Raw genomic sequence first — 26,291 nt, 5'->3', positions numbered from 1 at the left:
CGCCGCCAGCGTTCGTCCTGAGCCAGGATCAAACTCTCCATAAAAGAGTTCGATGTCTCTGACATCAAAATAAAAATAATTCATTGACGGGATATATTAAATATCCCACTTCGCTTGGCTTTTTGTTTAGTTTTCAAAGGTCAAAATAACCAAAGTCGTTTTTTAGCGACTTTTTAAGTATAACACCCGACCAACTCATTAGTCAACATTTTTTTAAAAGTTTTTTGTGAGCTAGTGTGGCCGCTCTGCAGCGACAAGAAATAATATACCATGATTTAAATTAAGAAAGCAACCCTTTTTTTAAAAAAAGTGTATAAAAACAATAAAACTGCGCAAGCTCAACTATTCCATGTTTTCTACTCCTGCAGACTCCTTCCATTATACAATAAAATTAACGTCTCAAAAACCTCCTTACGATAGCCTTTCCCTTCATTATATAATTGCCCACCTCATACTCACTATTAATTTTCCTTGTCTCAACCTTTCTCCTGGAGATAAACCCTTCAATGCTTCGCCAGCCTCTTTGCGGCTTTCACAATCCTGTAGTCTCGACGGAGTCGAAATATTATTTTATATCAACAATAAATGATTGTCAGGAGGAATAAAAAGAATCCGGCCCCTTTTGCTGCCGAATTCCCAATCAGACATTTTTATATTAAAGAACGGCTCGGTACGTACTGGCGATGATAAATCGATTTTCCTTTCGTTTCCTCTTTCACTACATCTATGTAGCCTTTTTGAACCAAATACTCCACCAGAATACTTAAATCAAGAGAATAATCATGTATTTGTAATTGTTCTTTTATTTCCTGTATCGTCCACGGTGTCTGTTTCGACTGCATTAAATCGATTAAATGGGCACTTCCCATCTTTGTTTTTGTCATCAGTTCAAATTCATTTGCAATGATTAGAAGCTCAAGCCTTTTTTCTATCGACTCCGCTCCTGTTACAAGTTCAGAGTATAGTTTATGTATTTCAGGCTCGATTTTTTTAACCTGCTGCCATACTGTGACTTCCGGATAAAATCCGTGTTCAATGACAGATAACCTGGCAAGATGATGAAGGGCGTGTACGATCTGATTGTACGAGTCAAGGTAGTGACCTTCGTAAAAGAGAGCCTTCCCATCTTTAAAGCGGCGGATTAACTTCGAAAATTCTACCCCAATCTTTATTTGCCGCTCCTCGTATGGAAATTCCATCATCTGTTTTCTGAAACCCTTCATATATTCATTACGGTCGTAAAGCAGTCTGCCGTTTACAAGCCAATCCACTACACGGCGGTTTGAACTGTTCAGCAGCCAGTCATGCAGCTGTGTTGTATTGACTAAATGCATCGCTACTTTATAGCCGGTATATTCATAATGTTTAATTTCCCAGTTAGGCTTGCTTTCATCTAATATAACAAGCAGGACAACATCAAAATAATCTGTATTGGCATCATCGTTCCTCCTTTTTTCTGTGAACAATATGCCTAACGTGTGTTTATCACTCGTGCGGTCCTGATATAATTGCCGTAATAGATCATCCATTCATTTAATCCTCCTCTTACCTCTTAAGTGGACTCATAGGAGTCACTGACCCACAAGGCCTTTCCGCTCAACCAACCCTTCTGTAAGCGGCAAACCTCTTTTCTTCTTTTCGACACCTTGCTTAAAATCCCTCTTTTATTATTAATAAACTTTCATTAAGTCATCGGTAATTGTTATCTATTCTCCGATTCACGATTGTGATATAATTTTTCCTCAGGAGGCGTTTAATATGGGTGTGAAATATTCTAATAAAATTAATAAAATCAGAACGTTTGCGCTGGTGCTGATATTTGCCGGGATCGTTATTATGTATTTAGGCTTATTCTTTCAAACGAGCCCAATTGCTATGACTTTATTTATGTTGCTGGGCTTTTTAGCAATCATCGCAAGTACAGTGATTTACTTCTGGATCGGAATGCTCTCTTCAAAGACAGTCCAGGTCCAATGCCCCGAATGCGGCAAATATACAAAAATGCTTGGCCGGGTCGATGCATGTATGTACTGCAATGAGCCGCTGACTCTGGACAAATCTCTCGAAGGCAAAGAATTTGATGAGAAATATAATCGTAAAAAAGGCAAAGGAGACTGAGTCCCTTTGCCTTTTAGTTTGGCATCCGTTTAGTAAAAAAATTCTTGAAAGCCCTCTAAAAAATAAAGCCGGAAGCTCAAAGCTCCAGGCTTAAATTAATGTTTCTTAATATTTTGGCAATCGGTACATGTGCCGTAGATCTCCATCCGGTGGTTAAATACATTAAATCCGGTTACATGCTCGGCAAGAGTTTCCACTTCATCCAGGCCTGGATAATGAAAGTCAACTATTTTACCGCACTCATCGCAAATCACATGGTAATGATCAGACGTATTACTGTCAAATCTGCTCGAAGAGTCCCCGTAAGTTAACTCCCTAACCAACCCGACTTCTTTAAACACACGAAGGTTGTTGTACACAGTCGCCACACTCATATTCGGAAACTTTCCTTCAAGTGCTTTGTAAATCTCATCCGCAGTCGGATGTGTACGGGCACTGAAAAGGAACTCCAAAATCGCATGACGTTGAGGTGTCATTCGAACTTTTGTATTTTTTAATGAATGCAAAGCCTCTTGAAGTCGTTGATTTTCCATTAATTTCACCTCTTCTGCTTGAAACTTACTGTCTGATTATTTCCTAGGATAATTATAAGCTATAAGTAAGCATTATTACTTTATAATATTTACAATCAGTATACCTAATACTCACAATTACTGTCAATAAAAACAACATATCTAATGTATTATGTTTAATTAATTGTCATACAAAATTCGCAACTTACCAAACCCTGTAAACTCTATTTTTGCTGAAAGAAAGGTAAGCTGTCTTTAACATCTATTAAAAATGACGTATACCGGCCAGCTGTTTCTTTAGACTTACCTTTTTTCTTTTCATATGCCAGGCAGATATCTTTCATAGTTTCCTGTAAATTTCTGATATCGTCTTCTGCTATTCCTATCAAAAAAGTCGTACTGCCCCGCTTCATAAAACCTCCGCTGCTGGCTAACTCTGTCATTCTGTAACTTTTACTTTTCAGACCTTCTTCCATTGCGTCGCGGTACCTGTTCTGAACTATGCAAATCATCAGTTTCATTATCTCGTCCCCTTCCGGCTAGTATCCTTTTTGCGGGTCAACCAGGTTGATATACTCGTTTTTAATTCCCCTGTACACTTTCAGGTTATGTTCGAAAATCTCCAGTGCCCGCGGCTGGTACTGAGGAGTAATAGCAGAGATATGCGGTGTTACCGTAATTCTTTTCTCACTCCAGAACGGATGGCCTTCAGGTAAAGGCTCTTCATTGAAAACATCGAGAACAGTGTGCTGAAATTCTTTTTCCTTTAAAGCCTTCAATAAATCTGTTTCATTAATTATGTTACCGCGCCCCATATTAATAAGGATGGCGTCCTCTTTCATCTGCTTAAATTCCTTTTCTGTAAATAACTGATCGGTTTCTTTTACTTTAGGAAGGACAGATACTATAAAATCGGCTTCTTTAAGAACAAGCGGTAATTGGTCAGACGTGACAATCCGGTCAACAGAATCCACTTGTTGTCCACTGCGGTTCAGGCCTATCACTGTCATATTGAATGCTTTCGCAAGCCGGGCTATTTCCCTCCCAATAGCCCCCGTCCCAAGTATTCCAAGTGTTTTGCCATGTAATTCGGTCAAACGGGGCGACCGGTCCCACGTGCCGGATTGTTCATTTTTTATAAGGGCTTTACTTTGTTTTGCGGTTTGAAGCATCATTGCTAACGCAAATTCCCCCATTGGAACTGCATGGATTCCTCTTGCACTGGTAACGGTAATCCCTCTCTTCCCGATCGCTTTCAATGGCATTTGATCAAGGCCGGCGGAAATAACCATAATCCATTTAAGGTTCCGAGCCGAGTCGATATGAGAGTCAGTTAAATCCTCCCCGTAAGTAATAAGTATGTCTGCTATTTTAAGATCTTCATTTGCTTCATTCATATGAGTATGAAAACGAAAATCGATGTCAGGATAAGTATGCTTTAAATGATGTCTCAGATCTCTGCGTATTTTAGCTGAAGTGACTACCATCATACGAGATTTTTCCTCCCCGCGTTCATTTATTACCTATTATATTAACACAGGCGATAAAGTGGGAACACTTCATGGCTCCTTGCAAATCGAAAAGACGGAGCTAAGCTCCGTCCCATTCTTGAGTCAGTCTGTAAGGAGGAACAGCCGACTTGCAATATAGTATTCAATACAGACAGTTATGATTAGATTTTTCCCCAGAAAACGGCATTAATTTATTAACACACGAAAATTAAAATGTTCTGTTTTTGTTTCCCCGCTCTCCCGCCAGTTCACGATAGCTGAAGCCTGGACGACGGTTCCTCCTTCTATCTGACCGCATGCCTCACATGCTTCTTCGTGCAGAAGGACACCATTAAAGTCTTCAAGTTCCAGGTCCTGATAAAAGAATCCGCCCACATCGGTTTCGGCAAAAAATTCAATGGCTGTGATTTCTTCACTAGTCATTTGCTCATTATTGGACTCAAACCTCAGTCCGGTTTCAGCACTGTCACTTCCTATATCATTTATAAAAAATGTCGCTGTCCAGTGACTTTCCGTTACTTCATCGCTTAATTCAGGCCGAAACGGTTCTTCGTAATCATCGCGCATGAAAAACATAACCCCTGCAACGATTAAACCAATTAAAATAAATGGCATTATCTGCTTCATTGCGTCCATCTCCCGTTCTTTTCGCTCATCCTTTTATAAGTTTACCAAAGGTTAATTGAAATTTGTTTTAATTTTTTTATATGAACGGTGTGATGGAATAATTAATGAAGAGGGCGATCCCCCCTTTCTCCCGCATACATGTTAAAATTTTACTAAGGAGGTGCAGTGAGGTGAAAATGTGGGTTTTGTTAGTAATTTTTATTTTATTGATGGGCTGCTCGCATGATGAGGAAGAAGTAGCGGATTTTTCCGGCCGTGTCACAGGTCCTCCCGATAAATATGATGTGCTCCTTGTTTTGAAGGAAGACACCCTCGGCGGTGAATCAGTTAAAAGCGATGTTAACAGGCACCTGCGGAGTGGTTATAAAGCGAACGCCTACAGGGTCCACCTCACTCCCTCGACAGAGATCAGTGATGCTGATGGCAGCACTATGACTGCCGGCGAAGTTGAGGAACTTCCGTATTTATTCCTTTCAAACCGGAAAGTCGCGATTCATACGAAGGAGCCTTGGGAAGAAGAATGGACTGGTCTGGATCGTTATTTACGGTACCAGCCACGTTTCCTCCCTGTTTATACAGCCGATAGAATCGAACTTTCCCCTTATACTTTGGACGATTTTATCACCTTTAATTCGCCTTTAAATGACTCAACCTTAAGTCTTTATACTTTTTATAAAAATGAAGAAGATTTAGCTTTTACCTCTGAGGCTAATGAAAAATTAAGAGAGCATTTAGGAGAAAGGGAGCGGATGACATGGGAAAGCTTTTACCTTCATTCCGGAAATCCGTTAGAAGAAGAGTTAGCGTTAGATCCAGTCACTCATTTAGTTCTCAGTCATGAAGGGAAAGAAATCATGTCAAATGACTGGCGGGAAGTCGCAGACTATTTAAAACACCGGGAGGATGAGTGAGTGATGAAAAAAACAGCGGTCGCCGGGGGGTTGCTTTTAATAGCCAGTCTGGCGGGATGCTCAGAAATGACTAATGAAGAAGAGTTTCAGGCTGATGTCAAAGGACAGGCCATCAACACTAATTTTCCGGATGGCTATTTCCACTTGTTTGTAAAAGATTCATTTTCTGACCATATCAGCTTCCAGAATATGAAAGAATTAGATAATGACTACGAAACAGAGATTTATTTAATTGCGCTGACTGAAAACACGGCTATCTATCATAGCAACTTTGAAAACCCCCAGTCTTATAAGAATCTGCCAGAAGATTCTTTGTACGTAGGCAATGAAATAGAAATTAATTTTGAAGAAGACTTTTCCCCTTCTATGCAAAAGAAAAGCACCGATTATGAGGACATATTCGCTCTGAATCCCGTCTATACTGCAAACGAAATTTTCATCCATAATATGACTCTGGCTGATGTTAAAAAGCTTCACAGCCCTGAAAAAGGAAAAGCAGCTATAACTGTGTTGGATAAAGAGCCCTATCCGGTCACATCAGAAGATCCGGTTATGAAGCAGATTAATGAGTTACGGGAAAAAAGAGAGTTAAATTTATCTGTAAGGGATTATTCCGTCAGCGGTATGTATCTTCATGAGTCATATTTTGATGTTGAAGAACTTGATTTCAGCCATGAACCCACTTACTTATTTACGACCGGTGACGGTGAAATAAAGACTACCGGTGACCAGGATGAAGCGGTAGAATGGCTTCGCGCTTTCGGCGAGAAAAATGATGGTTAACCCCCGGACAGTTTTTAAACCAGCTGCCGTTTTGCTTATATTGCTGTTAGCTGGAGGCTGTAACGGCGAAGAAGAAAATACGGAAGAATATTACGATATTCATGGAAGATACATGCACACATCTTCTATAGACGGGGCGTTCATGCTGTTTGCGGAAGACAACTTGTCAGGAAAGGTTTATAAATATATCCCAAGCCTTCCCTATGATCTTCCTGCAGACTATAAAGCAGAAGCTTACCGGATTCATATCAGTAAAGACACCATTTTTGCCGATGCTGAAACAGGTCAGGAAATGACTTATTCAGAAGTAACCTTTCCGTTCCACTGGCCAAACCAGAAAGTGTCTGTAAAAACAGCGGAAGAGTTTAAGCCCCGGATACAGGCATACGACCGGCATATATTCCATGAAACGAGGCTGCTGCCTGTTTATACAGCTGAAAAAATATTTTCCTATTCTTATACTAAGGCAGATTTCATTGACGTCCACTCCCCTTTAAATGAAGACCATTATATATTATTTTTATTTGACGACTCTTTTGACAGGGACTATTTAGGAATTTTAAACGAGTATGTCGCACATCATGAGGTGCGCCACGAGCTGTTTATAGATATCAGACACGGAAACCCCGGTTACTTTACTGACTTTTTAAACGTAAATGACCAGCCTGCCTACCTGATCCTTTCAAAGAAAGGGATGGAATTAAAAACCAGCCAGTGGAATGATATCCACGCTTTTTTTCAAAAACATACGGGCATGGGAATTCCCCGGGAAGGAGATATAGGCTGGCGCGAGCTATTAAACAACTGAAGGAGATCTGTTTAGTTATGAAACGGTTTATTTTAGTGCCATGGCTGTTAATGTTTTTAACTGCCGGCGCTTGCGGGGGAGTGGAAAATAATAACGAGAAAGTTCAAGTAATTGAAGGCCGGTATGCTTTCGGCAGCTACCCTGAGCTCGGCTTATTAATGTTTTTTGTGGAGGATACTTTTGCGGGAAAAGACTATACCTATTTGTACAATGAGCGGGATACAGACTTGAATGCCTATAAAACGGAAGCTTACCTGCTGAACGTAACAGATGAGACCCGATTTTTAGACGTTGCATCCGGCGAAGAAATCCATCCGGCAGAAGTCACCTATCCTTTCGAATACGCAAACCAGCGGATGAAAGTGGAAGTAGGAACTGAATTTGAGCGGAAGTGGACAGAGGCTTCCCGTCATATTTCTTTTCAACGCGCCCTTCTGCCAATTGTGGAAGCTGAAAAAATTTACATAGAACCTTACTCAAGCAGCGATTATATCAGTTTTATTAAACCGGAAGACAACCGCTTTATTTATTATGTAAAAGAGGAGTCGTATGACGAGGCTTATTGGCGCAGATTGATGCTCCTGTCAGAAAGCCTGCATAATGACAAAGACGTGTATTTAGATGTCCGCTATATGCCAAATGACCAGGTTATCGGTTATTTGGAGATAGACGAGCCTTTTGAATATGTCATTGTCTCTTCCGAAGGCGAATTAATGAGGAGTTCAGACAGAGAAACAGCTGAAACTTTTCTGGAAGCGGAACTGGGAGTGAAGTTTCCTGAAGAAGGCGCAGAAAATGACCAGTGGTGATTAGTTGAGGCGAAAGTATGTGACCGTCCCTACTCAAGCCGGAAATGGCTTTTTCAGCCGAAATGGTTTTTTTAATGTTCGGTCGTTTTTTTAAAAGCGGGGTAGATAAGGCGGGATGGACGGGAAGCAGGTCATGTAAGCATATAAAAAGCCGCCTGTCTTTGAACCAGGCGGCAGGCCGCTTCTAATCAGCTGTAATTATTGAGTGTTTTCGCGCAGGTATTCCAAAGCTTCTTCCACGTGCCCTTTCACCCGGACTTTTCGCCACTCATTCATTAATTTCCCATCTTTATCAATAACAAAAGTGGATCTCTCAATCCCCATATATTCTTTACCGAAGTTTTTCTTTAATTTCCATACACCAAACTCCTCAGCCAGCTCATTTTCCTCATCAGCGAGCAGTTCAAACGGAAGGTCATGCTTTTCAATAAATTTTTCGTGGCGCTTTACCGGGTCAGGACTAACTCCCAGAATCACGGCATCCAGTTCTTTAAAACTTTCATAATTGTCTCTGAAATCACATGCTTCGGTTGTACAGCCCGGCGTCATGTCTTTCGGATAAAAATAAAGAACCACATACTTCCCGCGGTAATCTGAAAGAGAAATTTCCTTCCCGCTGTTTGCTTTTAATGTTAGATCTGGTACCTGGTCTCCAATAGCAATGGTCATCATCCATCCTCCTTCATCGTTTGTCCTTATTATCATACCGGATTTTAATAAGAGCTACAAACGTTCCGGATATTTAGAGGGTCGTTCATCATGATGGAAAAATGTCGTGACCACAAAAGCCGCCGGCAGCAAATATCCGATCAGTGCCTGAATCATGGCGATCCACCGGCCGACTCCCTGGGGAATAATATCCCCATACCCTACTGTCAATAATGTCACCGCACTGAAATAAAGAACATCTTCAACTAAATGCAAAAATGAATCCGTGTGTAACCCATCGCTTTCTTTCAAAACGGGTACCCCGAGCAATTCGAGCGCTATATAAAGGACCCCAAAGCCCACCATCACATTTGCATAGACAAGAATAAGCACAATGAAATGCCGGATGGAAACCCGCCGGTGGCTAACTGGCTGTTTTTTAATAAGCAGATTCAGACTAATTCCTATTCCCATAAACGAAGCTGCAATAGCAGCAAGTATCAGGAGGCTCTCCATATCATCACCCCTGTTTGACTATATGAAAACAAAGAAGAAAATAGGACATGTTTGTACGGAGGGAGGTTCGAGGGGTTGGGATTGGGAGGGTGATTCGAGGTGGGTGCTAGTTGGGTGCTAGTTGGGTGCTAGTTGGGTGTTACTTGGGTGTTACTTGACTGCTACTCGTGCAGCACCTGCGTATCACCCACTCGCGTGCATACCAATTCTCTTCATTTCTTCCTAATACATTTGTTGGTGCTCCTGCGCCGCTTTAGCTTGCTCGTCACAGGTGTTAAGTGCTACATCCGTAGCACCTACCTCTCTGTTACTCTTTTTTAACTTCCTCATACTCCTGTTTCTTCTCGATACCTCCCTGATCCGTTTGTTGGTGCTACGCCGGTTGCACCTACCTCTCTGTTACTTTTTTCCAGCTTTCTTATACTCCCGTTTCCTCTTGATACCTTCCTGATCCGTTTGTTGGTGCTACGCCGGTTGCACCTACCTCTCTGTTACTCTTTTCCAACTTTCTTATACTCCCGTTTCCTCTTGATACCTTCCTGATCCGTTTGTTGGTGCTACGCCGGTTGCACCTACCTCTCTGTTACTCTTTTCCAACTTTCTTATACTCCCGTTTCCTCTTGATACCTTCCTGATCCGTTTGTTGGTGCTACACCCGTAGCACCTACCTCTCAGTTACTCTTTTTTAACTTTCTTATACTCCCGTTTCCTCTTGATACCTTCCTGATCCGTTTGTTGGTGCTACACCCGTAGCACCTACCTCTCAGTTACTCTTTTTTAACTTTCTTATACTCCCGTTTCCTCTTGATACCTTCCTGATCCGTTTGTTGGTGCTACACCCGTAGCACCAACCTCTCAGTTACTCTTTTTTAACTTTCTTATACTCCCGTTTCCTCTTGATACCTTCCTGATCCGTTTGTTGGTGCTACACCCGTAGCACCAACCTCTCAGTTACTCTTTTTAACTTTCTTATACTCCTGTTTCCTCTTGATTTCCACCTGATACATTTGTAGGTGCTACACCGGTAGCACCTACTTCTCTATTTCGTGTTACAATCACACGTGACATAACGAACATTTAGGGGAGGTACATAACTATGGCATTTGAAAGATCTGAACAGTTGTATCAAGAGGCTCAGGATGTCATTCTTGGCGGAGTTAACAGTCCGTCGCGGGCATATAAAGGTGTGGGTGGAGGCACACCTGTTTTTATGAAGAAAGCGAAGGGCGCATATTTTTGGGATGAAGACGGAAACCATTATATTGATTACCTGGCTGCCTACGGGCCGATCATCACCGGGCATGCCCATCCCCATATCACGAAGGCCATTCAGGAAGCGGCTGAAGACGGGGTTCTTTACGGCACGCCCACAGTTCATGAAAATACGTTTGCAGGAATGCTCAGAGAAGCTATTCCGTCTTTGGAGCGCGTAAGGTTTGTTAATTCGGGCACGGAAGCTGTCATGACTACGATTAGGGTGGCTAGAGCCTATACAGGGCGCGATAAGATTATTAAATTTGCCGGATGCTATCACGGCCATTCTGATCTGGTTCTTGTGGCAGCCGGATCAGGTCCGTCAACTACCGGCAATCCCGACTCTGCAGGGGTCACTGAAAGCATCGCGAAAGAAGTCATTACTGTTCCTTTTAACGATAGTGAGGCCTTTAAAGAAGCCTTGGATTATTGGGGAGACGATATAGCCGGCGTGCTGGTCGAACCGATTGTCGGAAACTTCGGGATTGTTGAGCCTAAGCCTGGTTTTCTTGAGGCGGTGAATGATCTTGCACATGAAGCCGGCGCGTTAGTGATCTATGATGAAGTAATCACCGCCTTCAGGTTCATGTATGGCGGAGCCCAGAACCTTTTAGGCGTCGAACCTGACCTTACCGCTCTCGGAAAAATAATCGGCGGGGGTCTTCCAATTGGAGCATACGGCGGAAAGCGGGCTATAATGGAAGAGGTTTCACCGCTCGGGCCTGCTTACCAGGCCGGCACGATGGCTGGGAATCCGGCTTCCATTAAAGCGGGAATCGCCTGTTTAGAAGTATTAAAGGAACCGAATGTTTATGAAAACTTGGACCAACTTGGCGAGCAATTGGAAGCAGGGATTAGAAATGCGGCGGATAAGCATAATATTCCTGTTACAGTCAACCGATTGAAAGGAGCTCTCACCATTTACTTTGATATTGACGAAGTTTCGAATTATGAAGATGCTGAAAACAGCAACGGCGAGATGTTCGCTTACTTCTTTAAAGAAATGTTAAAACGCGGCGTAAACCTTGCTCCATCAAAGTACGAAGCGTGGTTTCTGACAACAGCTCATACAAAAGAAGATGTTCGAAAAACATCAGAAATTGTCGACAAAGTATTTTCAAACTGGAATAATGCATAAATATACACTGTGTAAAAGAGTGGGATTTTATAATTCCGCTCTTTTTTCATGTACACCCTCTTGAAAACGCTTCCAAAAGCGTTTCCCTATATTTACCCCTACATTCCTACCTCTTAATAATTGAATAAATTATTCTTTATTTTGTATAATTAATTGATTTCATTTTAAAAAAGTGGTAAAGTAAGATATAATTCTGACAATTCTGAGATCCAGGCCTTTTGCTGTCTCAGCGTGTCAGATTATCTGTCAGAGGGCAGTTGATTTATTTTTACAGGAGGTGGAGGTCGACTTTTGACCGGCATTTATGAGGAAAGTATCCAAAAAAATCGAGCGCTTCCGCGGAGCGCTGCAAGAAGAGCACGACAGTTGCGGAATCGTATCATTTATCGAAAAAGAAAATATTCCGACTAAGAAAAACATCGACGACACGATTCAGGCACTTGTTAAAATGAATCACCGCGCAGGTTTTATTAATGAAGAAGGTGACGGTGTAGGCATTCATATCGACCTTCCGCGAGCTCTCTGGAAAAAGAAACTTGAGGAAGTCCAGGTGGATCCATCACTGGTTGACTCTCCTTCATTTGTTGTTGGCCATTTATTTATTGAAAAGACTAAGGACACAAGTAAATTTCAACAAGAAATGAAAGATCTTTTCAGAGCGAAAGGATTCAGCCTGATTTTTGAAAGTACAGATCAGACAGACCGTGAAGCACTTGGACCTATAGCTAAAAAAGCAGAGCCTCTGTTTTGGCAGGTCGCTTTAGTGGCGGAAAACATTGAAGACTCTAATACCCTCCGCTCCACTTTGTTTGACTTAACACTTGAATGCGAGAAAAACCTTGCTGTCCATGTTGCTTCTTTAAGCAGTGATAATGCCGTATATAAAGTAATGGGTGCAGGAGATGTGCTTCCTGAATACTATGCTGATCTTGCCGACCCGCTTGTTGCATCGGCAACCACTTTAGGGCACAACCGTTATTCTACGAATACGCTGTCTAATTTTTTCCGTGTCCAGCCATTCAGTGTGCTTGGCCATAACGGGGAAATTAATACGATTGCTAAACTCCGCGACGAAGCAAATATGGTGGGAGTGCCGCTTGTTGAAGGCGGAAGCGACTCTCAGGATTTAAACAGGGTTATAGATACGTTTACTTCCAGGCATAATCTCTCTTTATTTGAAACGATGGAAGTCATCTTTCCGCCGATTGTAAATGAAATTAAACATTATCCGGATCACCTGAAAGACCTTTACACTTATATCCGTGAAGCATGGGGCCATTTTGCACAGGGACCGGCAGGAATTATATCCCGTCACGGAAACGAAGCGGTTTTTAGTGTGGACTCTCTCGGCCTGCGTCCTGTCTGGATGCTCGAAACGGAAACGAGTTACATTTTTGCCTCAGAGCAAGGGCTTTTCACTTCAGACCAGTATATGTCTGAACCTAAACCTTTTGCTCCGGGTGAAAAAGTGGCTTTAAGCCGTAACGACCAGGGGACGATTGAGGTTTTATGGCATGATGAGCTTCAGGAAGAGGTTTACAGCAGGATGGCTGAAAAGCTGCCTGTGAAAAATGCCCGAAAGCGACTGGCCACAGAGTGGAATGAATCACCTGAAACTGTCCTTTTCCAGCAGAATGTTAAACCGACTGTTTATGCTGCTAACGGCTGGGACCGTGAACATATCCAGTTAATTGAGCAGATGGCTGAAAAAGGGGTAGAGCCGATCCGGTCACTCGGTCATGATGCTCCACTGGCTGCCATGCACCCGGGCCGTAAAAACGTCGCTGACTTTATTAAAGAAAGTGTAGCTGTTGTGACCAATCCGGCGATTGACAGAGACCGGGAAATGGAGCATTTCTCTACACGCGTTGTCATCGGCAGACGTCCGGGGCTTTTCCAGGAAGAAGATTTGAAGACAGTCACCCAGCTCGATTCTCCTATCGTAACAGAAGGAATCGCCGGGAAAGGCCTCCAAAAAGAGTTTAACCATCCTTCCTATGAAGGCATTCTCGAATACTATGAAACTAACAGTGAAGTTAAAAAGCTTCGCCTTGTCCGTTTTGAAGATGAAGAAGTTGACGAGGCATTAAAGCGTCTCACTGACGATGCCGCAGAAGCTATCGAGTCAGGGAAAACATTGATTGTGCTTGATGATTACGGCACCCACGAAGAGAACGCGTACTGGATCGATCCGCATTTAGCCGTCTCGGCAGTCGACCAGGGGCTGACCCTGAAAGAAATGCGGCGTGGCTGTTCATTAGTATTAAGATCCGGAAGTATCAGAACGCTTCATGATATAGCAGTTGTCTTCGGATTAGGCGCTGACCTTGTTAATCCATATATCATGTTTGCAACTGTCACTGAAGATAACGCTCAACCGGCTGTGAAGCTTTACAGTGCCTTAAATAAAGGCCTGGAAAAAATAATTTCGACTATCGGTATTCATGAGCTGCGCGGTTATGGCCGGCTGTTCTCGTCAATCGGCTTGAATGAAGAAATCGCTTCTCACTTAAATATCGTTAACTATCTGGCAAGTAAAGATGTCAGCTACAACTATACTCAAATGAAGGAAGACAGTCTTGCCCGTAAAGATGACTTCAATAGCGAAAAAGCAAGACCGGGAAAGACGTTCCATATCTTCCCGCGTATCTGGAAGTCTCTCGGTGACCTCGCTTCCGGGAAAATAGAGTATAAAGAATTCGGAGATAAAATAGCTGAGCAGGAAACTAAGAACCCGACTACTATCCGCCATTATACTGATTTAAAAACGGTGGATTCGGACGTAGAGCCAGACAAGGTTGATATCGGAGTAGCTAATCACGACCTGCCATTTATGATCAGTTCCATGTCTTTCGGATCTCAAAATGAAGTTGCTTTCAGGGCGTATGCGGAAGCAGCGGACCGTATGAATATGATCAGTTTCAACGGTGAAGGCGGCGAAATTAAAGATATGCTCGGCAAATATCCAAACACCCGCGGCCAGCAGATCGCTTCCGGGCGTTTCGGTGTCAACGTTGAGCTGTTGAATTCATCTAATTTGCTTGAAATTAAAATCGGACAGGGTGCCAAGCCGGGCGAAGGCGGACACCTTCCAGGTTCAAAAGTAACAGATAAAGTAGCAGCAGCACGAAATGCTACCACCGGTTCTGACTTGATCTCGCCATCTAACAACCATGATATTTACTCAATTGAAGATTTGGCGCAGATGATCACTGAAATTAAAACAGCAAACGACCAGGCTAAAGTAGCCGTAAAAGTCCCTATTGTACCTAACATCGGTACGATCGCTGTAGGTATTGCCAAAGCGGGCGCCGACTTTATTACTTTGAGCGGATTCGACGGCGGGACTGGAGCAGCCAGAGTTCATGCCCTTCAGCATGTTGGCCTTCCAGCGGAAATCGGTGTTAAAGCTGCTCACTTTGCCCTTCTTGAAGCAGGCCTTCGCCACAAAGTGGAAATCTGGGCAGACGGCGGTGTAAAAAGTGTACAGGACGCGATTAAACTAATGCTCTTAGGTGCCAACCGTATCGGATTTGGGACGCTTTCAATGATTGCAGTCGGCTGTACTGCCTGCCGCGGCTGTCACCTTGACACATGTCATGTCGGTATTGCCACTCAAATTGAATCAGAAGCCCAGGCAAAAGACCATGGCCTTCGCCGCTTTGTGCCGCGTGAGTACGATTTAGCGGTACAGGGTCTGATGACGATGTTCTCGGCCTTTGGAAAAGAGCTGAAGGCACTAACTGCTTCACTTGGCTTTAACCGTACGCAGGACATTGTCGGCCGTGCCGATCTGCTTGAGCAGACCCGCGGACATGACAATCTTGATTTAACCGATCTTCTTTCTACATTGCCTGAACAGGACCTCGCACCGTTTGAGCCTGCCAAAGCGATGGAAGAAGCAGAAGAACAGCAGCTTGCTGTAGCTGTAGGGGCGGAATTTGAGTACCTTGACGGCAATGTTTCAGAGCTTACGGCTTCGAGAGAGTTTGAGGCCGTAACAGCAGAACAGCGTATTCTTGGAAGCCGTGTCTCCTGTCACAGGGTACGCGGAAAACTGGATGGCTCTTACCGGACACTTCCTGAAATAGATCTGCGTTACACGAAAGGCTCTATTCTCGGTAATGGCCTTGGCGCTTATAACAGTGACGGCGTTAATATTCATATTACCGGCGGAGCCCAGGACGGCGTCGGAAAAACATCATTTGGCGGTTCCTTTAAAGTTTTTAAAACTAAAGGAGTCAATGGCCAGCTGATCAACGGATCTGTCGGTAAAGGAGCCGGTTACGGGGCACAAAAAGGAACGTTTATCATTCAGGGTGATGCCGATTCCCGTGCAGGTATCCGTCTTTCCGGAGCTGATATGATCTTTGGCGGACGGGTTAAAACTCCGCTTAAGCAAGGAAGGCAGTATAACACAGGCGTCCACGCAAATATAAAAGGATTTGCCTTCGAATATATGACCAACGGAAGAGGTCTTGTCATGGGCGATCCTGGCCCATGGATGTGCGCAGGTATGACCGGCGGTGCCGTTTACCTTCGCCACGATCCTGAAGCCGGACTTGATGAACAGACCTTAAACAGCCGAATTGCTAAAGGGGCTAAAGTTGCAATCGAGCCACTGTCAGAAACGGGGCTCAAAGATGTGACAGAACTTCTGACTGTTTATAAAAATGAGCTTGCTCAATTAAACCAGGCTGAAGAAGTGGCTTTAGTGGATAAATTATTAGAAAATCCTGCTGCTAACTTCAGACAAGTTACACCAGTGAAACAGCAGGCTGACCCGGCTGTCTCTACTGAATAACTGCTTTTGTATTCTTCGTTCTTATTAAAAGGATGATCTCTAAGTTTCCTTAGAAGATCATCCTTTTTTCTTAATTTCAGGCTGTGTGAGTATTTTATTAGAAAAGCTTGGCTGCGGTCAGGTAATGGGGGCAGTCTAAAATTTTTTATGCTACTTTAATCTGCCAAAAGAGTTAATCTTTCTTAAAGTATAAAAAAACAGTTTTACTTCTTGATGTTTGTGAAAAACAGGTGTATAGTACTTCCGTATATAAGATATTATTTTATTATTATAATTAACCAGAAAGAAAGGAATTTGAAATCATGAGGCTTGGAGCCCGTATTTTTAAAACTGGCGTCGCTGTCACTTTTGCGCTGTATGCCGCTATGTGGCTCGGTTTTGAAACGCCTGTCTACGGAGCGTTAGCTGCTTTTTTTGCTGTTCAGCCCTCCGTTCATAAAAGCCTTGTACTGATTTGGGATCAGGTGCAGGCTAATATTATCAGTGCTTTCCTGGCGATAGTGTTTGTCCTTGCATTCGGCCACCAGCCGTTTGTAGTAGGGGCTGTCGTCCTGCTTATTATCGCCATTCATATTAAGCTGAAAAAAGAATCAATCATCCCTTTAGCTGTCGTGACGGCCATTATTATAATGGGCAGCCCAACAAATGACTTTGTGAACTTCGCGGCTAACAGGTTTGTTCTGATTATGATTGGTGTATTTTCGGCCTTTATTGTAAATATGATCTTTCTGCCGCCCAAACACGAAAACATCCTCTACCATAAAGTCACCGATGCCAACGACCAGATCATTCAGTGGATCCGTCTGATTCTTCACCATGAAGTGGATTACCAGACCTTGAAACAGGATATGAAAAAAATCCGCGATTCTGTTTTAAAACTGGAAAATGTTTTTAACCTCTATAAAGAGGAAAGAAACTATTTCAGAAAAAGCGAATATTCGAGGATGCGTAAAGTCGTCCTATTCAGGCAAATGATCAGCAGCACGAAGAAAGCTAAAGATATACTGAAAAGCTTAAGTAAAAACGATAATGTGGTCAACCAGCTTCCCGACGAAATGGATCAGCTTCTTCAGCTCCAGCTGGATTATTTAACTAACTACCACGAGCGGATCCTGCTCAAATATGCCGGCAAGGTTAAACCGCAGTCGACCGAGGATTTTTACGATGAAGTTAATGAGGGAAAACATCAGCTCATTAATGTCTTCATGACCTATCACAATGATGATCAAATTACTACCGACGATTGGGTCCACTTCCTTCCTGTGATCGGCCTGATCATCGAATACAGCGAAGAGCTTGAACACCTGGACCGCCTTGTAGACGGCTTCTTCACCTATCACACCGAGGATAACGAAGTGAAAATCAGAGAACGCGAGATGTTTTAGGATATTTGGAAAGCGCCCCCGGCATTGTTTGATGCCGGGGGTGCTTTTGATGCTGGGGGGATTTTGATGCTGGAGTGGGGAGTTTTACGTTGGTTGGTGTTTCTGCGCCGCAGGTGGTGAGTACTCCTGCGCCGGTTTGCTTGCGTTTGCTCTCTTTTTCTTCCTGATCCATTTGTTGGTGCTACACCTGTTGCACCTACCTTCTTAATTACCTTTTTTGCTTCTTCTTGCTTGCGTTTGCTCTCTTTTTCTTCCTGATCCATTTGTTGGTGCTACACCTGTTGCACCTACCTTCTAATTTACCTTTTTTGCTTCTTCTTGCTTGCGTTTGCTCTCTTTTTCTTCCTGATCCATTTGTTGGTGCTACACGCGTTGCACCTACCTTCTAATTTACCTTTTTTGCTTCTTCTTGCTTGCGTTTGCTCTCTTTTTCTTCCTGATACATTTGTTGGTGCTACACGCGTTGCACCTACCTTCTTAATTACCTTTTTTGCTTCTTCTTGCTTGCGTTTCCTCTCTTTTTCTTCCTGATACATTTGTTGGTGCTCCTGCGCCGCTTCACTTGCTCGTCGCAGATAAAGATTGCTACACGCGTTGCACCTACCTTAACCTTTTCCTTCTTTCCGAATTACACTAGTGGGTGATACTTGACTGTTACTGCGGTGTCACCCACGTAGCACCCACTCTGAAACACTCTGCTTTCCTCATTTTTTCTCCTGTTTTCTCTGTGCCCCGCTGATGGGTGTTACTTGACTGTTACTGCGGTAGCACCCACGCAGCACCCACTTCCCCTTCCAGACTTCCTAATTACCCACTCGCCTTTCCCTCCCCTCTTCCCTTTTGCCCGTGCGCACCACACCCTCAGACTGCAGAATTCCCGCACAAAAAACCCCTTCATCATTGAAGGGGCTCACTTGTTAATTCAGCTGCTGGACTTGGAAGAGGTTGTAGTAAGCGCCTTGTTTTTTTATAAGTTCGTCGTGGCTGCCCATTTCAGCGAGTTCGCCATCATTTATGACGAGAATTTTATCGGCATGGGTGATTGTGGATAGCCTGTGGGCGACTATAAAAGTTGTTCTGTCTTCTGCCAGCTGGAAAAGAGATTGCTGGATAAGGCTTTCGCTTTCTAAGTCGAGCGAGCTCGTTGCTTCATCAAAGATGAGGATTTCAGGGCTTTTTAAGAATACACGCGCGATAGCCACACGCTGTTTTTGGCCGCCTGAGAGCTTGACGCCTCGTTCGCCAATATTTGTATGGTAGCCTTCCGGGAGGTCCTGAATAAAATGATGGGCATTTGCAGCACGGGCTGCGGCATAAACTTCTTCATCTGTGGCTTCCGGATTTCCCATCCGGATATTGAACATAACTGAATCACTGAAAATGATGTTGTCCTGAAAAACCATCCCTATTCTGTCACGTAAGGACCGTGCCTGGTACTCGCGTACATCTTTCCCGTCTATAAGAATACGGCCGCTGGTAACATCGTAAAACCTCGGAATCAGACTCATAATCGTACTTTTACCCCCGCCGCTTATTCCGACAATGGCTACGGTTTCTCCGCGTTCAACCCTGAAGTCCAGGTTTTTAAGGATAGTTTCGCCTTCATTGTAGCTGAAGCTTACATTGTCAAAAATGACCTCTCCTTGAGGGTATGAGTAGGGGACTGCCCCCTCTTTGTCTTTTATATCATATTCTTCATCTACAAGTTCAAACATTCTGTCCATCGAAGCGACAGACTGTGTCAGGGTGGTGGATGAATTAACCAGACGGCGCAGCGGATTGTAGAGCCGGTCCATGTATGTGACAAAAGCGACCATTGTTCCGATCGTCAGACCTGTTTGAATAACCATGGCACCTGCGACTCCAATAACGAGTACAGGAGCGATATCGGTGATGGTGTTCACCACAGCAAATGTTTTGGCGTTCCACTTCGTATGGTCTACAGCTTTTGTTAAAAAATTTCCATTTTGTTCATCAAATTGCTTTTGTTCATAATCTTCCAGAGCAAAACTCCGAATCACATTCATCCCATGGAGCCGTTCGTGCAAGTGTCCCTGAACCTCTGCAAGAGCCTGGGAACGCCTTCGTGTTAAATCACGTAATCGGCTGTAAAAATATTTTATGGCGAGACCGTAGAACGGGAGAAGGGAAACCGCAATTAAAGTCAGCCATACATCCATGGTCAGCATGATGATGATCGCAACGACAATCGTAAATAAATCAAGCCAGATGTTCATCATGCCGGTGATGATAAAATTCTTTGTTTGTTCAACGTCGTGGATGACTCTTGAAATAATTTCCCCGGATTTTCTGTTTGAATAAAACTTTAAACTTAATTTTTGCAAATGGTTAAAAAGCTGGTCACGGATATCATATAAAATCTTATTACCCGTCCATTGGGCGAAATATTGACGGTAGTATTCTATTGGAGGACGGAACACCACAAAAACGAAAAGGACAATCCCCATAAGCCAGTACAGCTGATTCAGCTGTTCATTAGCTGTCATTCCGTCAGCGCCAATGATATCATCTATAACATATTTTAGAATAAGCGGTATGATCAGTGGAATACCAAACTTTAACATCCCGATGATGACAGTAATAATAATTTCTTTCCAGTATGGTTTAACAAACTTCATATATCGTTTTATGCTGTCCAAAACTAACATCCCCTTGCTTAAGGCGGCGTGGAACGAGATAAACTCTGTTCTACTATTCCTCGCACTTCAGCTGTTTAAATTGCTTAAACAAAAAAGAGGCAGTCCTTCCTGTTTCCGGGACCGCTCTCTTACACTGATTTGCTGCCGCGCACATTTAACGGTGCTGTAAAAAACGTTCATACCAGTATTCGATGAAACCTGGCTCGAACGGGCCTTTCTGCTGACTGACCCACGATACAAGCTCATCGACAGTTCTTCGCAGTATAACTTCTACTGCGTCAGGGTAATTCATTTGTTTTTTATGTAAGGCAAACTCATCTTCATCCAGCAATTTATAAGTCATATCGGGAAACACTTTAATGTCCAGGTCGTAATCAATATATTTTAACGCTTCTGAATCATAAGTAAAGGGCGTGCCGAGGTTGCAATAATAGTAAATACCATCATTGCGGATCATGCCAATCACGTTAAACCAGTGATGAGCGGTAAAATAACAAATAGCCGGCTCTCTTGTTCTCCACTGCCGGCCATCGGATTCCTGCACTAAAATCCGGTCATTTCCGCCAATGACTTCCTGAGTCGTTCCCTTTAATATAATGGTTTCTTCCCAGACACGATGGAGTTGCCCATTATGTTTGTAACTTTGAACTTCAATGTTGCTGCCTACTTTAGGGAAATCCACAATGCTGCTCCTTTCTCTGTACTTTCAAATCCCACCGTATCAGGACAAAAAGTAATATAGCCTAACTGCTATTCTATAATTAATCAGTTTGCTTACGATGGGTGACCATCCGGTCATAACGGTCTAAATACAAATCGAAGGGAGGTTTTTCGATAAGATAATTTTGCAGCTTGAAATAGCTAATTTTTTTAGTGCGGTCTCCAGGTATCACAGGCTCTTCTCCTGTTTCCAGAAAATACTGGTCACAGGCGATCTGGCACTGATCAATATATTTTGGATAATCAGGTTCCTCAAAAATTTCAAAGGTTTCTTTAGACATATAAAAAGCCCTGTCCGGTTTTCCGCCAAGATATTTATGCAGAATTTCAAAATCAATTTCATGAGTATCCAATATGATACTGCGAAGAGATATTCCTGCTCCTAAGTCTTTAGTATAACGGCTCACCGCTGAGCGTACATCTTCCAAAGAGGCCGGTATGATTTTCACACTTTCTTCCTGTTCCGCCTTCAGCTTTTTCTCCTTCCGTTTACGTCCGAATTTCATTTTTTGCCTCCCTGCATGTTTAATAACCGGATGATAATTTCCAGACACTCGATTCACCGCCCAACAGGCGATTATTTCCTATCATATTTATTATACTATTGTTTGCAGTATTTTAAAATGAATAGAAACCCTTCAATTGCCTGACTTGCTTAATAAATCAGTTTTTTGCCTTCTTAGCGGATATATTTGGAAAATTAAGGTGACTTTAATATAAAAGGTGATTCGGCAGAACGGCAGGTCCACCTGAATCACCTTTTTTTAAATACTATAAAGCGTTTTTAAAAAATTAGCGTTGACGCTGCTGCTGTTGAGCACGCTGCTGAGACTGCTGGTTTTGCTGCCTTACCTGCTGAGCATCAGTTTCACTTGCAAACTCATAGCTCTGTCCCTGGGCAGACTGCTGATTTTGTTGTCTTACTTGTTGAGCATTTGTTCTGGAAGCGTTTTGCTGATTTTGCTGTTGCTGTTGTTGAATACCCTGCTGAGACTGCTGGTTTTGCTGTCTTACCTGCTGAGCATCAGTTTCACTTGCGAACTCACTGCTTCTTCCCTGAGCAGACTGCTGATTTTGCTGTCTTACTCGGGAGACGTTTGTTCTGGATTGGTTTTGCTGCTGGTTGTTTCTCATGTTTATCACCTCCACATGAGTTAATATAACCAGCCGAAAAAAGAATATCCTGAGCTCTATACTGTAATAATTACGTTAAAAGTGAAATTCCTCCATCTACAATTAAGGTCTGGCCACGGATCATACTGGCTTCTTCTGATAGTAAAAACACAGCCGCATTTGCTAAGTCTTTCGGTTCGACCATTTTTCCCGCAGGGGTCCGCCGGCTGGCATCTTCCAGTAATTCTTCGCGGTTTGGAAAATGCGTCAGGGCGTCGGTATCTACAGCTCCGCCTGATACAGCATTGACACGTATATTGTGAGGGGCAAGCTCCACAGCGAGATAGCGGGTCAGTGCTTCTACTGCCGCCTTCGATACTCCAACTGTTGTATAATTTGGCAAGTATCTCTCCGCTCCTAATGAACTCATGCTCACGATCGCTCCGCCTGATCCTTGATTTATCATTCGTTCTGCTGCCTTCTGCGAACAAAAGAGCATGGCTTTATTATTGATGTTCATCGTCCAGTCCCAATGGCTCTCTTCCACTTCCATTAGCGGGCGAAGCACCCCTGAAGCCGCATTATTGACGAGTATATCGAGCCTTCCGAATTCTTCGTCAATCTGCTGGAACATATCCTCTACTTTGTCTTTTTTTGCAATGTTAGCTTTTACAGTCAGAGCCTTTTGGCCGAGACTGCGGATTTCTTCTGCCGTTTCTTCTGCTTTCGTTCTGCTTCTCGCATAGTTTACGACTATATGGTACCCTTTCTCCGCAAGTTTTAATGCGATTTCTCTTCCTATTCCCCGGCTGCTCCCGGTAATGAGGGCTACTTTTTCTTTGTCTTTAGTCATTTATTCATGCTCTCCTTTTTAAATTGCTGGTTTCATTTCTGCGTATTGAATAAGTTCATTTTACAGTAGTTAAACTAAAAACGTAATAAACAAAACAGGAGGTGAAAAAAAATGTATGTAGGAAGAGATATGACAGAGCTCTTAATGGTGCCTAAAACTGACTGGACAGAAAAAGAGCTGGCTTATTTCCACCAGCTTTTTCAACAAATATCTCCTTATTTAAGTGTGGAGGGTGTGACGATTCACAGGGAAATTGTCACTGAAATTATGGATCGCGGCGGACTTCCGAAAATGGAAGCTGACTGGACAAGCGGCACACGCCTCCATTTTGATTGAGTGCTTAGCCGAGAAAGAGTGCGCCATATATTAATGCCCCTAATATGACAAAAGCAGGATGAACCTTTCTTTTTTCAAGTAAAATGTAGCTGGCCACGGTTAAAAAGACAGTCTGTATCCAGCCGTTATCCACATAAGATGTTTGAAGGAAACGAAAAGTCATTACACCGAGCAGTACAGCAATCGTGGGCCTTACCACAGCTGAGAGAAGCTTAACTTTCGGAGAGTCTTTAAACTTCAAGAGAATGCCAAGGAGAATAATCATTAAAATTAACGAGGGCGCTATAGTAGCAAACAAACCGACTGAAGCACCGAGAATGCCTGCCTGCTCAAATCCGATATATCCCGCCATTTTTGTTGCTATTGGGCCCGGGAGCGCGTTCCCAAGGGCTAAAACTTCTCCAAACTCTTCTACACTCATCCACCCGTACCTGTGTACGACTTCATACTCAATTAAAGGAATGGTTGCGGGGCCTCCTCCGTAACCGATAATGCCCGGGATGAAAAAAGCCAGAAATATTTCCCAATAGATCATCCATTATCACCTGCCTTTTCGTTATCTTCCGATTTCACAGGTTTGACTAGAACAAATATTATTAAAATACCAATTAAAATAGCGGGATGGAGTCCTGCCCATTGGATAAGAATGACAGAAGCGATAATAAGAAGAATAGCTGGAAGCCCTCCCAGATCGGACGTTGATTTCTGGACAAATCCCCATGTTAAAGCGCCCAGCATAACGGCAACTACAGGGAGTACGCCGTGTGTCATTCCCTGAACCCATGTCAGCTCTCTGAATGATGATAACGAAACAAGTAAAAAAATCATGAGTATGACAGTAGGAAGAACCGAAGCCACAATGGCGTTCAGCATCCCGGTGATCCCAGATACACGGTAACCTATGTAACCTGCCATTTTCGTGGCAATAGGGCCCGGGAGTGTATTTCCGATGGCTAGAATATCAGCAAATTCATCGTCGTTTAACCATCCATATTTTTCAACAGCCTCTCTTTGAACTAGAGGAATGGAAGATGGCCCTCCCCCGTACCCTAACAGGCCGACACGGAGAAAAGCCATAAAAATTTCAGCTTGTTTCATTTTGAAAACACCTTCCTAATAAACTGCAATAGCCCCGTCTGTACGAGCTTCTGTGCCGCCGCACAGAACGCCTGTCACAGGGTCGCGCCAAATAATCTGCCCGCGGCCAAAGCTGCCTGAGATATGAGTAAGCTTCACGTCATGTCCTCTTGCTTCAAGGGCATGAACAATATGGGCAGGAACACTTGGTTCAAGCAGAACCTGTTTATCCTTCATCCATTGCCAGCGGGGAGCGTCTAAAGCCGCCTGAGGGTTTAAGCCAAAGTCCACCGTATTCATAACCATTTGCAAATGCCCTTGCGGCTGCATAAATCCTCCCATTACTCCGAAAGGTCCCACGGCGTGATTTCCTTTTGTTAAAAATCCGGGGATAATGGTGTGGAACGGACGTTTCCCGGCTTCTAATGCGTTGTCGTGAGAAGGGTCAAGACTGAAATTGTGCCCCCGGTTCTGCAGGGAAATTCCTGTTTCGGGAACAACCAGACCGGATCCGAATCCCATATAATTACTCTGGATGAATGAGACCATATTCCCTTCGCCGTCTGCCGTTGACAAGTAAACTGTTCCGCTCGAAGAAGGATCACCTGCCTCGGGCTGAATCGCTTCCTCCCCAATCAGCTCCCGGCGTTTTTCTCCGTACGCGTCACTAAGTAAATCTTCTGTTTTACGGCTCATATACTCAGAGTCAGTAATATACTTTTCTCCATCTGCAAATGCTAGTTTGATCGCTTCAATTTGTTTATGGTACGTTTCCTCATTTTCTCTCACGCTAAACGTATCATTTTTAAGAGTATTTAAAGCCATTAAAGCTACAAGTCCCTGCCCGTTTGGAGGGATTTCCCACACATCATACCCGCGGTAATTCACGCTGACAGGGGTCACCCATTCAGGTTCATATTTCTCCAAGTCTTCTTTACGCAGGTACCCTCCGTATTTTTGGGAGAAGGTGTCTATCGCACCTGCCAGGTCGCCTTTATAAAAAGCTTTGGCATTTGTCTCGCCAATTGCCTGAAGAGTCTCAGCATGGCCGGGAGACTTCCATATTTCTCCCGCTTTAGGAGCCCTTCCGCCAGGTGCAAAGGTATCAAACCAGCTTTGGAACATGTCATGCTCCAAAATTTCCCCGAAATTTTTTGCTGCTTTCTCCCAATAGTAAGACAGTACCGGACTTAAAGGAAACCCTTCTTTTGCATAATTAACGGCCGGTGCCAGTGTTTCACTTAAAGGCAGCTTACCGAACTTTTGCGAGAGTTCAGCCCAGGCTGCAGGGGCCCCGGGCACTGTGACAGGTGTCCACCCGAATTTCGGAAGGTCTTCTATGCCCTGCTCTTTAAGTTTTTCTATAGAAATATTTTGAGGGGCCGGCCCGCTTGCATTAAGTCCGTGCAGTTTATTTTTCGTCCAAACGAGCGCAAAGGCGTCTCCTCCGATTCCGTTTGAAGTAGGTTCTACTACCGTGAGACACGCGGCTGTTGCAATGGCCGCATCAATGGCATTTCCGCCTTTTTTCATTATGTCTAGTCCCGCCTGGGCTGCGAGAGGCTGGGAGGTAGCCACCATCCCTTTTCGCCCATATGTAACCATGCGCTGTGATGAATAAGGATAATTTAAAGCATCTGATTGTGTCATATCAACAGTCTCCTTTATTTTTTCATCATCTTAACATATTTCGGGTGACGAAATGATA

At 43.5% G+C, this 26,291-nt stretch carries 26 protein-coding genes; 9 read left to right on the top strand and 17 right to left on the bottom strand.

The genetic code is table 11. The features are described from left to right. Window positions 1-650: 650 nt before the first annotated feature. On the bottom strand, window positions 651-1,529 hold the full coding sequence (locus BMW59_RS07090) for a nucleotidyltransferase-like protein (protein WP_093049388.1): 879 nt from the start codon (window positions 1,527-1,529) through the stop codon (window positions 651-653). Between the two features lie 229 nt (window positions 1,530-1,758). On the opposite strand from BMW59_RS07090, the gene BMW59_RS07085 reads away from it, so the two are divergent. Continuing rightward, window positions 1,759-2,118, top strand: a complete 360-nt coding sequence (locus BMW59_RS07085) for a YgzB family protein (protein ID WP_093049385.1) — start codon at window positions 1,759-1,761, stop codon at window positions 2,116-2,118. A 95-nt stretch (window positions 2,119-2,213) separates the two neighbouring features. Here BMW59_RS07085 and perR read toward each other — a convergent pair whose 3' ends face one another. From perR to BMW59_RS07065, 4 genes are all read right to left on the bottom strand, one after another. Next, window positions 2,214-2,651 (bottom strand): peroxide-responsive transcriptional repressor PerR, encoded by a 438-nt coding sequence (perR, locus tag BMW59_RS07080; protein ID WP_093049382.1) that lies wholly within the window; start codon window positions 2,649-2,651, stop codon window positions 2,214-2,216. A 203-nt stretch (window positions 2,652-2,854) separates the two neighbouring features. After that, the gene (locus BMW59_RS07075; protein ID WP_093049379.1) at window positions 2,855-3,151 is read right to left on the bottom strand and encodes a cyclic-di-AMP receptor; all 297 of its coding nucleotides are present in this window, start codon (window positions 3,149-3,151) and stop codon (window positions 2,855-2,857) included. Window positions 3,152-3,169: 18 nt separating this feature from the next. After that, entirely contained in the window at window positions 3,170-4,120 is a 951-nt protein-coding gene (locus BMW59_RS07070; protein ID WP_093049376.1) for a D-2-hydroxyacid dehydrogenase, read from the bottom strand. 207 nt (window positions 4,121-4,327) lie between these two features. Continuing rightward, a complete protein-coding gene (locus BMW59_RS07065) occupies window positions 4,328-4,768 on the bottom strand; it encodes a hypothetical protein (RefSeq protein ID WP_093049372.1) in 441 nt (146 codons plus the stop codon). Between the two features lie 170 nt (window positions 4,769-4,938). Here BMW59_RS07065 and BMW59_RS07060 point away from each other — a divergent pair, with 170 nt between their 5' ends. The 4 genes from BMW59_RS07060 to BMW59_RS07045 are packed head-to-tail and all read left to right on the top strand — an operon-like array spanning window position 4,939 to window position 8,079. Then, the gene (locus tag BMW59_RS07060; protein WP_093049369.1) at window positions 4,939-5,679 is read left to right on the top strand and encodes a hypothetical protein; all 741 of its coding nucleotides are present in this window, start codon (window positions 4,939-4,941) and stop codon (window positions 5,677-5,679) included. Further along, a complete protein-coding gene (locus BMW59_RS07055; protein WP_093049366.1) occupies window positions 5,680-6,462 on the top strand; it encodes a hypothetical protein in 783 nt (260 codons plus the stop codon). It abuts the gene before it with no gap. Continuing rightward, complete coding sequence (locus BMW59_RS07050) at window positions 6,452-7,270, top strand: hypothetical protein (RefSeq protein ID WP_143051207.1); 819 nt, start codon at window positions 6,452-6,454, stop codon at window positions 7,268-7,270. The genes BMW59_RS07055 and BMW59_RS07050 overlap by 11 nt, the downstream gene beginning before the upstream one ends. Window positions 7,271-7,287: 17 nt before the next feature. After that, on the top strand, window positions 7,288-8,079 hold the full coding sequence (locus BMW59_RS07045; protein WP_093049360.1) for a hypothetical protein: 792 nt from the start codon (window positions 7,288-7,290) through the stop codon (window positions 8,077-8,079). Between the two features lie 198 nt (window positions 8,080-8,277). On the opposite strand, the gene bcp is transcribed toward BMW59_RS07045, so the two are convergent. Both bcp and BMW59_RS07035 read right to left on the bottom strand, forming a co-directional pair. Next, the gene (gene bcp, locus BMW59_RS07040; protein ID WP_093049356.1) at window positions 8,278-8,748 is read right to left on the bottom strand and encodes a thioredoxin-dependent thiol peroxidase; all 471 of its coding nucleotides are present in this window, start codon (window positions 8,746-8,748) and stop codon (window positions 8,278-8,280) included. Between the two features lie 54 nt (window positions 8,749-8,802). Continuing rightward, window positions 8,803-9,243, bottom strand: coding sequence for a potassium channel family protein (locus BMW59_RS07035; RefSeq protein WP_093049353.1), 441 nt, complete (start codon window positions 9,241-9,243; stop codon window positions 8,803-8,805). A gap of 1,096 nt (window positions 9,244-10,339) precedes the next feature. Here BMW59_RS07035 and BMW59_RS07030 point away from each other — a divergent pair. The 3 genes from BMW59_RS07030 (at window position 10,340) to BMW59_RS07020 (ending at window position 17,824) form a co-directional block, all read left to right on the top strand. Then, window positions 10,340-11,635, top strand: coding sequence for a glutamate-1-semialdehyde 2,1-aminomutase (locus tag BMW59_RS07030; protein WP_093049350.1), 1,296 nt, complete (start codon window positions 10,340-10,342; stop codon window positions 11,633-11,635). A 304-nt stretch (window positions 11,636-11,939) separates the two neighbouring features. Further along, window positions 11,940-16,439: a glutamate synthase-related protein gene (locus BMW59_RS07025; RefSeq protein ID WP_093049347.1), complete on the top strand. Its 4,500-nt coding sequence runs from the start codon at window positions 11,940-11,942 to the stop codon at window positions 16,437-16,439. 302 nt (window positions 16,440-16,741) lie between these two features. Continuing rightward, window positions 16,742-17,824 carry an FUSC family protein gene (locus tag BMW59_RS07020; RefSeq protein ID WP_093049344.1) on the top strand — a complete coding sequence of 361 codons (1,083 nt, stop codon included), beginning with the start codon at window positions 16,742-16,744 and terminating at the stop codon, window positions 17,822-17,824. On the opposite strand, the gene BMW59_RS07015 is transcribed toward BMW59_RS07020, so the two are convergent. The 7 genes from BMW59_RS07015 to fabL form a co-directional block, all read right to left on the bottom strand. Further along, window positions 17,821-18,087 (bottom strand): hypothetical protein, encoded by a 267-nt coding sequence (locus tag BMW59_RS07015; protein WP_093049341.1) that lies wholly within the window; start codon window positions 18,085-18,087, stop codon window positions 17,821-17,823. The two genes, BMW59_RS07020 and BMW59_RS07015, sit on opposite strands and share 4 nt — an antisense overlap. A 36-nt stretch (window positions 18,088-18,123) precedes the next feature. After that, window positions 18,124-18,360, bottom strand: coding sequence for a hypothetical protein (locus tag BMW59_RS07010; protein WP_093049338.1), 237 nt, complete (start codon window positions 18,358-18,360; stop codon window positions 18,124-18,126). A gap of 381 nt (window positions 18,361-18,741) precedes the next feature. Further along, window positions 18,742-20,463: an ABC transporter ATP-binding protein gene (locus BMW59_RS07005; protein WP_281244235.1), complete on the bottom strand. Its 1,722-nt coding sequence runs from the start codon at window positions 20,461-20,463 to the stop codon at window positions 18,742-18,744. Between the two features lie 175 nt (window positions 20,464-20,638). Then, on the bottom strand, window positions 20,639-21,166 hold the full coding sequence (gene ntdP, locus BMW59_RS07000) for a nucleoside tri-diphosphate phosphatase (protein ID WP_093049332.1): 528 nt from the start codon (window positions 21,164-21,166) through the stop codon (window positions 20,639-20,641). Window positions 21,167-21,245: 79 nt separating this feature from the next. After that, window positions 21,246-21,710 carry a DUF3939 domain-containing protein gene (locus BMW59_RS06995; protein WP_093049329.1) on the bottom strand — a complete coding sequence of 155 codons (465 nt, stop codon included), beginning with the start codon at window positions 21,708-21,710 and terminating at the stop codon, window positions 21,246-21,248. A 286-nt stretch (window positions 21,711-21,996) separates the two neighbouring features. After that, window positions 21,997-22,338 (bottom strand): gamma-type small acid-soluble spore protein, encoded by a 342-nt coding sequence (locus BMW59_RS06990; RefSeq protein ID WP_093049326.1) that lies wholly within the window; start codon window positions 22,336-22,338, stop codon window positions 21,997-21,999. Between the two features lie 70 nt (window positions 22,339-22,408). Next, window positions 22,409-23,170: an enoyl-[acyl-carrier-protein] reductase FabL gene (fabL, locus tag BMW59_RS06985; protein WP_093049323.1), complete on the bottom strand. Its 762-nt coding sequence runs from the start codon at window positions 23,168-23,170 to the stop codon at window positions 22,409-22,411. A 111-nt stretch (window positions 23,171-23,281) separates the two neighbouring features. Here fabL and BMW59_RS06980 point away from each other — a divergent pair, with 111 nt between their 5' ends. After that, window positions 23,282-23,506, top strand: a complete 225-nt coding sequence (locus tag BMW59_RS06980) for a cytosolic protein (RefSeq protein ID WP_093049320.1) — start codon at window positions 23,282-23,284, stop codon at window positions 23,504-23,506. A 4-nt stretch (window positions 23,507-23,510) separates the two neighbouring features. Here the strand turns inward: BMW59_RS06980 and BMW59_RS06975 are convergent, their stop codons facing one another. Genes BMW59_RS06975 through BMW59_RS06965 form a run of 3 tightly spaced genes read right to left on the bottom strand, consistent with a single transcriptional unit; the run spans window position 23,511 to window position 26,233 of the window. Continuing rightward, window positions 23,511-24,041 (bottom strand): chromate transporter, encoded by a 531-nt coding sequence (locus tag BMW59_RS06975; protein WP_093049317.1) that lies wholly within the window; start codon window positions 24,039-24,041, stop codon window positions 23,511-23,513. Then, window positions 24,038-24,604 (bottom strand): chromate transporter, encoded by a 567-nt coding sequence (locus BMW59_RS06970; protein ID WP_093049315.1) that lies wholly within the window; start codon window positions 24,602-24,604, stop codon window positions 24,038-24,040. The genes BMW59_RS06975 and BMW59_RS06970 overlap by 4 nt, the downstream gene beginning before the upstream one ends. A gap of 15 nt (window positions 24,605-24,619) precedes the next feature. Next, complete coding sequence (locus BMW59_RS06965; RefSeq protein ID WP_093049312.1) at window positions 24,620-26,233, bottom strand: gamma-glutamyltransferase family protein; 1,614 nt, start codon at window positions 26,231-26,233, stop codon at window positions 24,620-24,622. Window positions 26,234-26,291 lie beyond the last annotated feature (58 nt).

Source organism: Salipaludibacillus aurantiacus, assembly GCF_900111295.1.
GTDB classification, from domain to species: domain Bacteria; phylum Bacillota; class Bacilli; order Bacillales; family Salisediminibacteriaceae; genus Salipaludibacillus; species Salipaludibacillus aurantiacus.
Note: the sequence above shows the minus strand (reverse complement) of the source record. Positions and strands in the feature narration are given on the sequence as shown.

What these genes read in the sequence shown, in the direction of transcription:
- BMW59_RS07035 (WP_093049353.1), bottom strand. Translation starts at nt 9,243, where the DNA reads ATGGAGAGCCTCCTGATACTTGCTGCTATTGCAGCTTCGTTTATGGGA.
- BMW59_RS06995 (WP_093049329.1), bottom strand. Translation starts at nt 21,710, where the DNA reads ATGAAATTCGGACGTAAACGGAAGGAGAAAAAGCTGAAGGCGGAACAG.
- BMW59_RS07015 (WP_093049341.1), bottom strand. Translation starts at nt 18,087, where the DNA reads ATGGATCAGGAAGAAAAAGAGAGCAAACGCAAGCAAGAAGAAGCAAAA.
- BMW59_RS06990 (WP_093049326.1), bottom strand. Translation starts at nt 22,338, where the DNA reads ATGAGAAACAACCAGCAGCAAAACCAATCCAGAACAAACGTCTCCCGA.
- BMW59_RS07075 (WP_093049379.1), bottom strand. Translation starts at nt 3,151, where the DNA reads ATGAAACTGATGATTTGCATAGTTCAGAACAGGTACCGCGACGCAATG.
- BMW59_RS06980 (WP_093049320.1), top strand. Translation starts at nt 23,282, where the DNA reads ATGTATGTAGGAAGAGATATGACAGAGCTCTTAATGGTGCCTAAAACT.
- BMW59_RS07005 (WP_281244235.1), bottom strand. Translation starts at nt 20,463, where the DNA reads ATGAAGTTTGTTAAACCATACTGGAAAGAAATTATTATTACTGTCATC.
- BMW59_RS07050 (WP_143051207.1), top strand. Translation starts at nt 6,452, where the DNA reads ATGATGGTTAACCCCCGGACAGTTTTTAAACCAGCTGCCGTTTTGCTT.
- BMW59_RS06965 (WP_093049312.1), bottom strand. Translation starts at nt 26,233, where the DNA reads ATGACACAATCAGATGCTTTAAATTATCCTTATTCATCACAGCGCATG.
- BMW59_RS07085 (WP_093049385.1), top strand. Translation starts at nt 1,759, where the DNA reads ATGGGTGTGAAATATTCTAATAAAATTAATAAAATCAGAACGTTTGCG.
- BMW59_RS06975 (WP_093049317.1), bottom strand. Translation starts at nt 24,041, where the DNA reads ATGATCTATTGGGAAATATTTCTGGCTTTTTTCATCCCGGGCATTATC.
- fabL (WP_093049323.1), bottom strand. Translation starts at nt 23,170, where the DNA reads ATGACTAAAGACAAAGAAAAAGTAGCCCTCATTACCGGGAGCAGCCGG.
- BMW59_RS07020 (WP_093049344.1), top strand. Translation starts at nt 16,742, where the DNA reads ATGAGGCTTGGAGCCCGTATTTTTAAAACTGGCGTCGCTGTCACTTTT.
- BMW59_RS07070 (WP_093049376.1), bottom strand. Translation starts at nt 4,120, where the DNA reads ATGATGGTAGTCACTTCAGCTAAAATACGCAGAGATCTGAGACATCAT.
- BMW59_RS07030 (WP_093049350.1), top strand. Translation starts at nt 10,340, where the DNA reads ATGGCATTTGAAAGATCTGAACAGTTGTATCAAGAGGCTCAGGATGTC.
- BMW59_RS06970 (WP_093049315.1), bottom strand. Translation starts at nt 24,604, where the DNA reads ATGAAACAAGCTGAAATTTTTATGGCTTTTCTCCGTGTCGGCCTGTTA.
- perR (WP_093049382.1), bottom strand. Translation starts at nt 2,651, where the DNA reads ATGGAAAATCAACGACTTCAAGAGGCTTTGCATTCATTAAAAAATACA.
- BMW59_RS07045 (WP_093049360.1), top strand. Translation starts at nt 7,288, where the DNA reads ATGAAACGGTTTATTTTAGTGCCATGGCTGTTAATGTTTTTAACTGCC.
- bcp (WP_093049356.1), bottom strand. Translation starts at nt 8,748, where the DNA reads ATGACCATTGCTATTGGAGACCAGGTACCAGATCTAACATTAAAAGCA.
- BMW59_RS07090 (WP_093049388.1), bottom strand. Translation starts at nt 1,529, where the DNA reads ATGGATGATCTATTACGGCAATTATATCAGGACCGCACGAGTGATAAA.
- BMW59_RS07025 (WP_093049347.1), top strand. Translation starts at nt 11,940, where the DNA reads ATGAGGAAAGTATCCAAAAAAATCGAGCGCTTCCGCGGAGCGCTGCAA.
- BMW59_RS07065 (WP_093049372.1), bottom strand. Translation starts at nt 4,768, where the DNA reads ATGAAGCAGATAATGCCATTTATTTTAATTGGTTTAATCGTTGCAGGG.
- BMW59_RS07010 (WP_093049338.1), bottom strand. Translation starts at nt 18,360, where the DNA reads ATGTATCAGGAAGAAAAAGAGAGGAAACGCAAGCAAGAAGAAGCAAAA.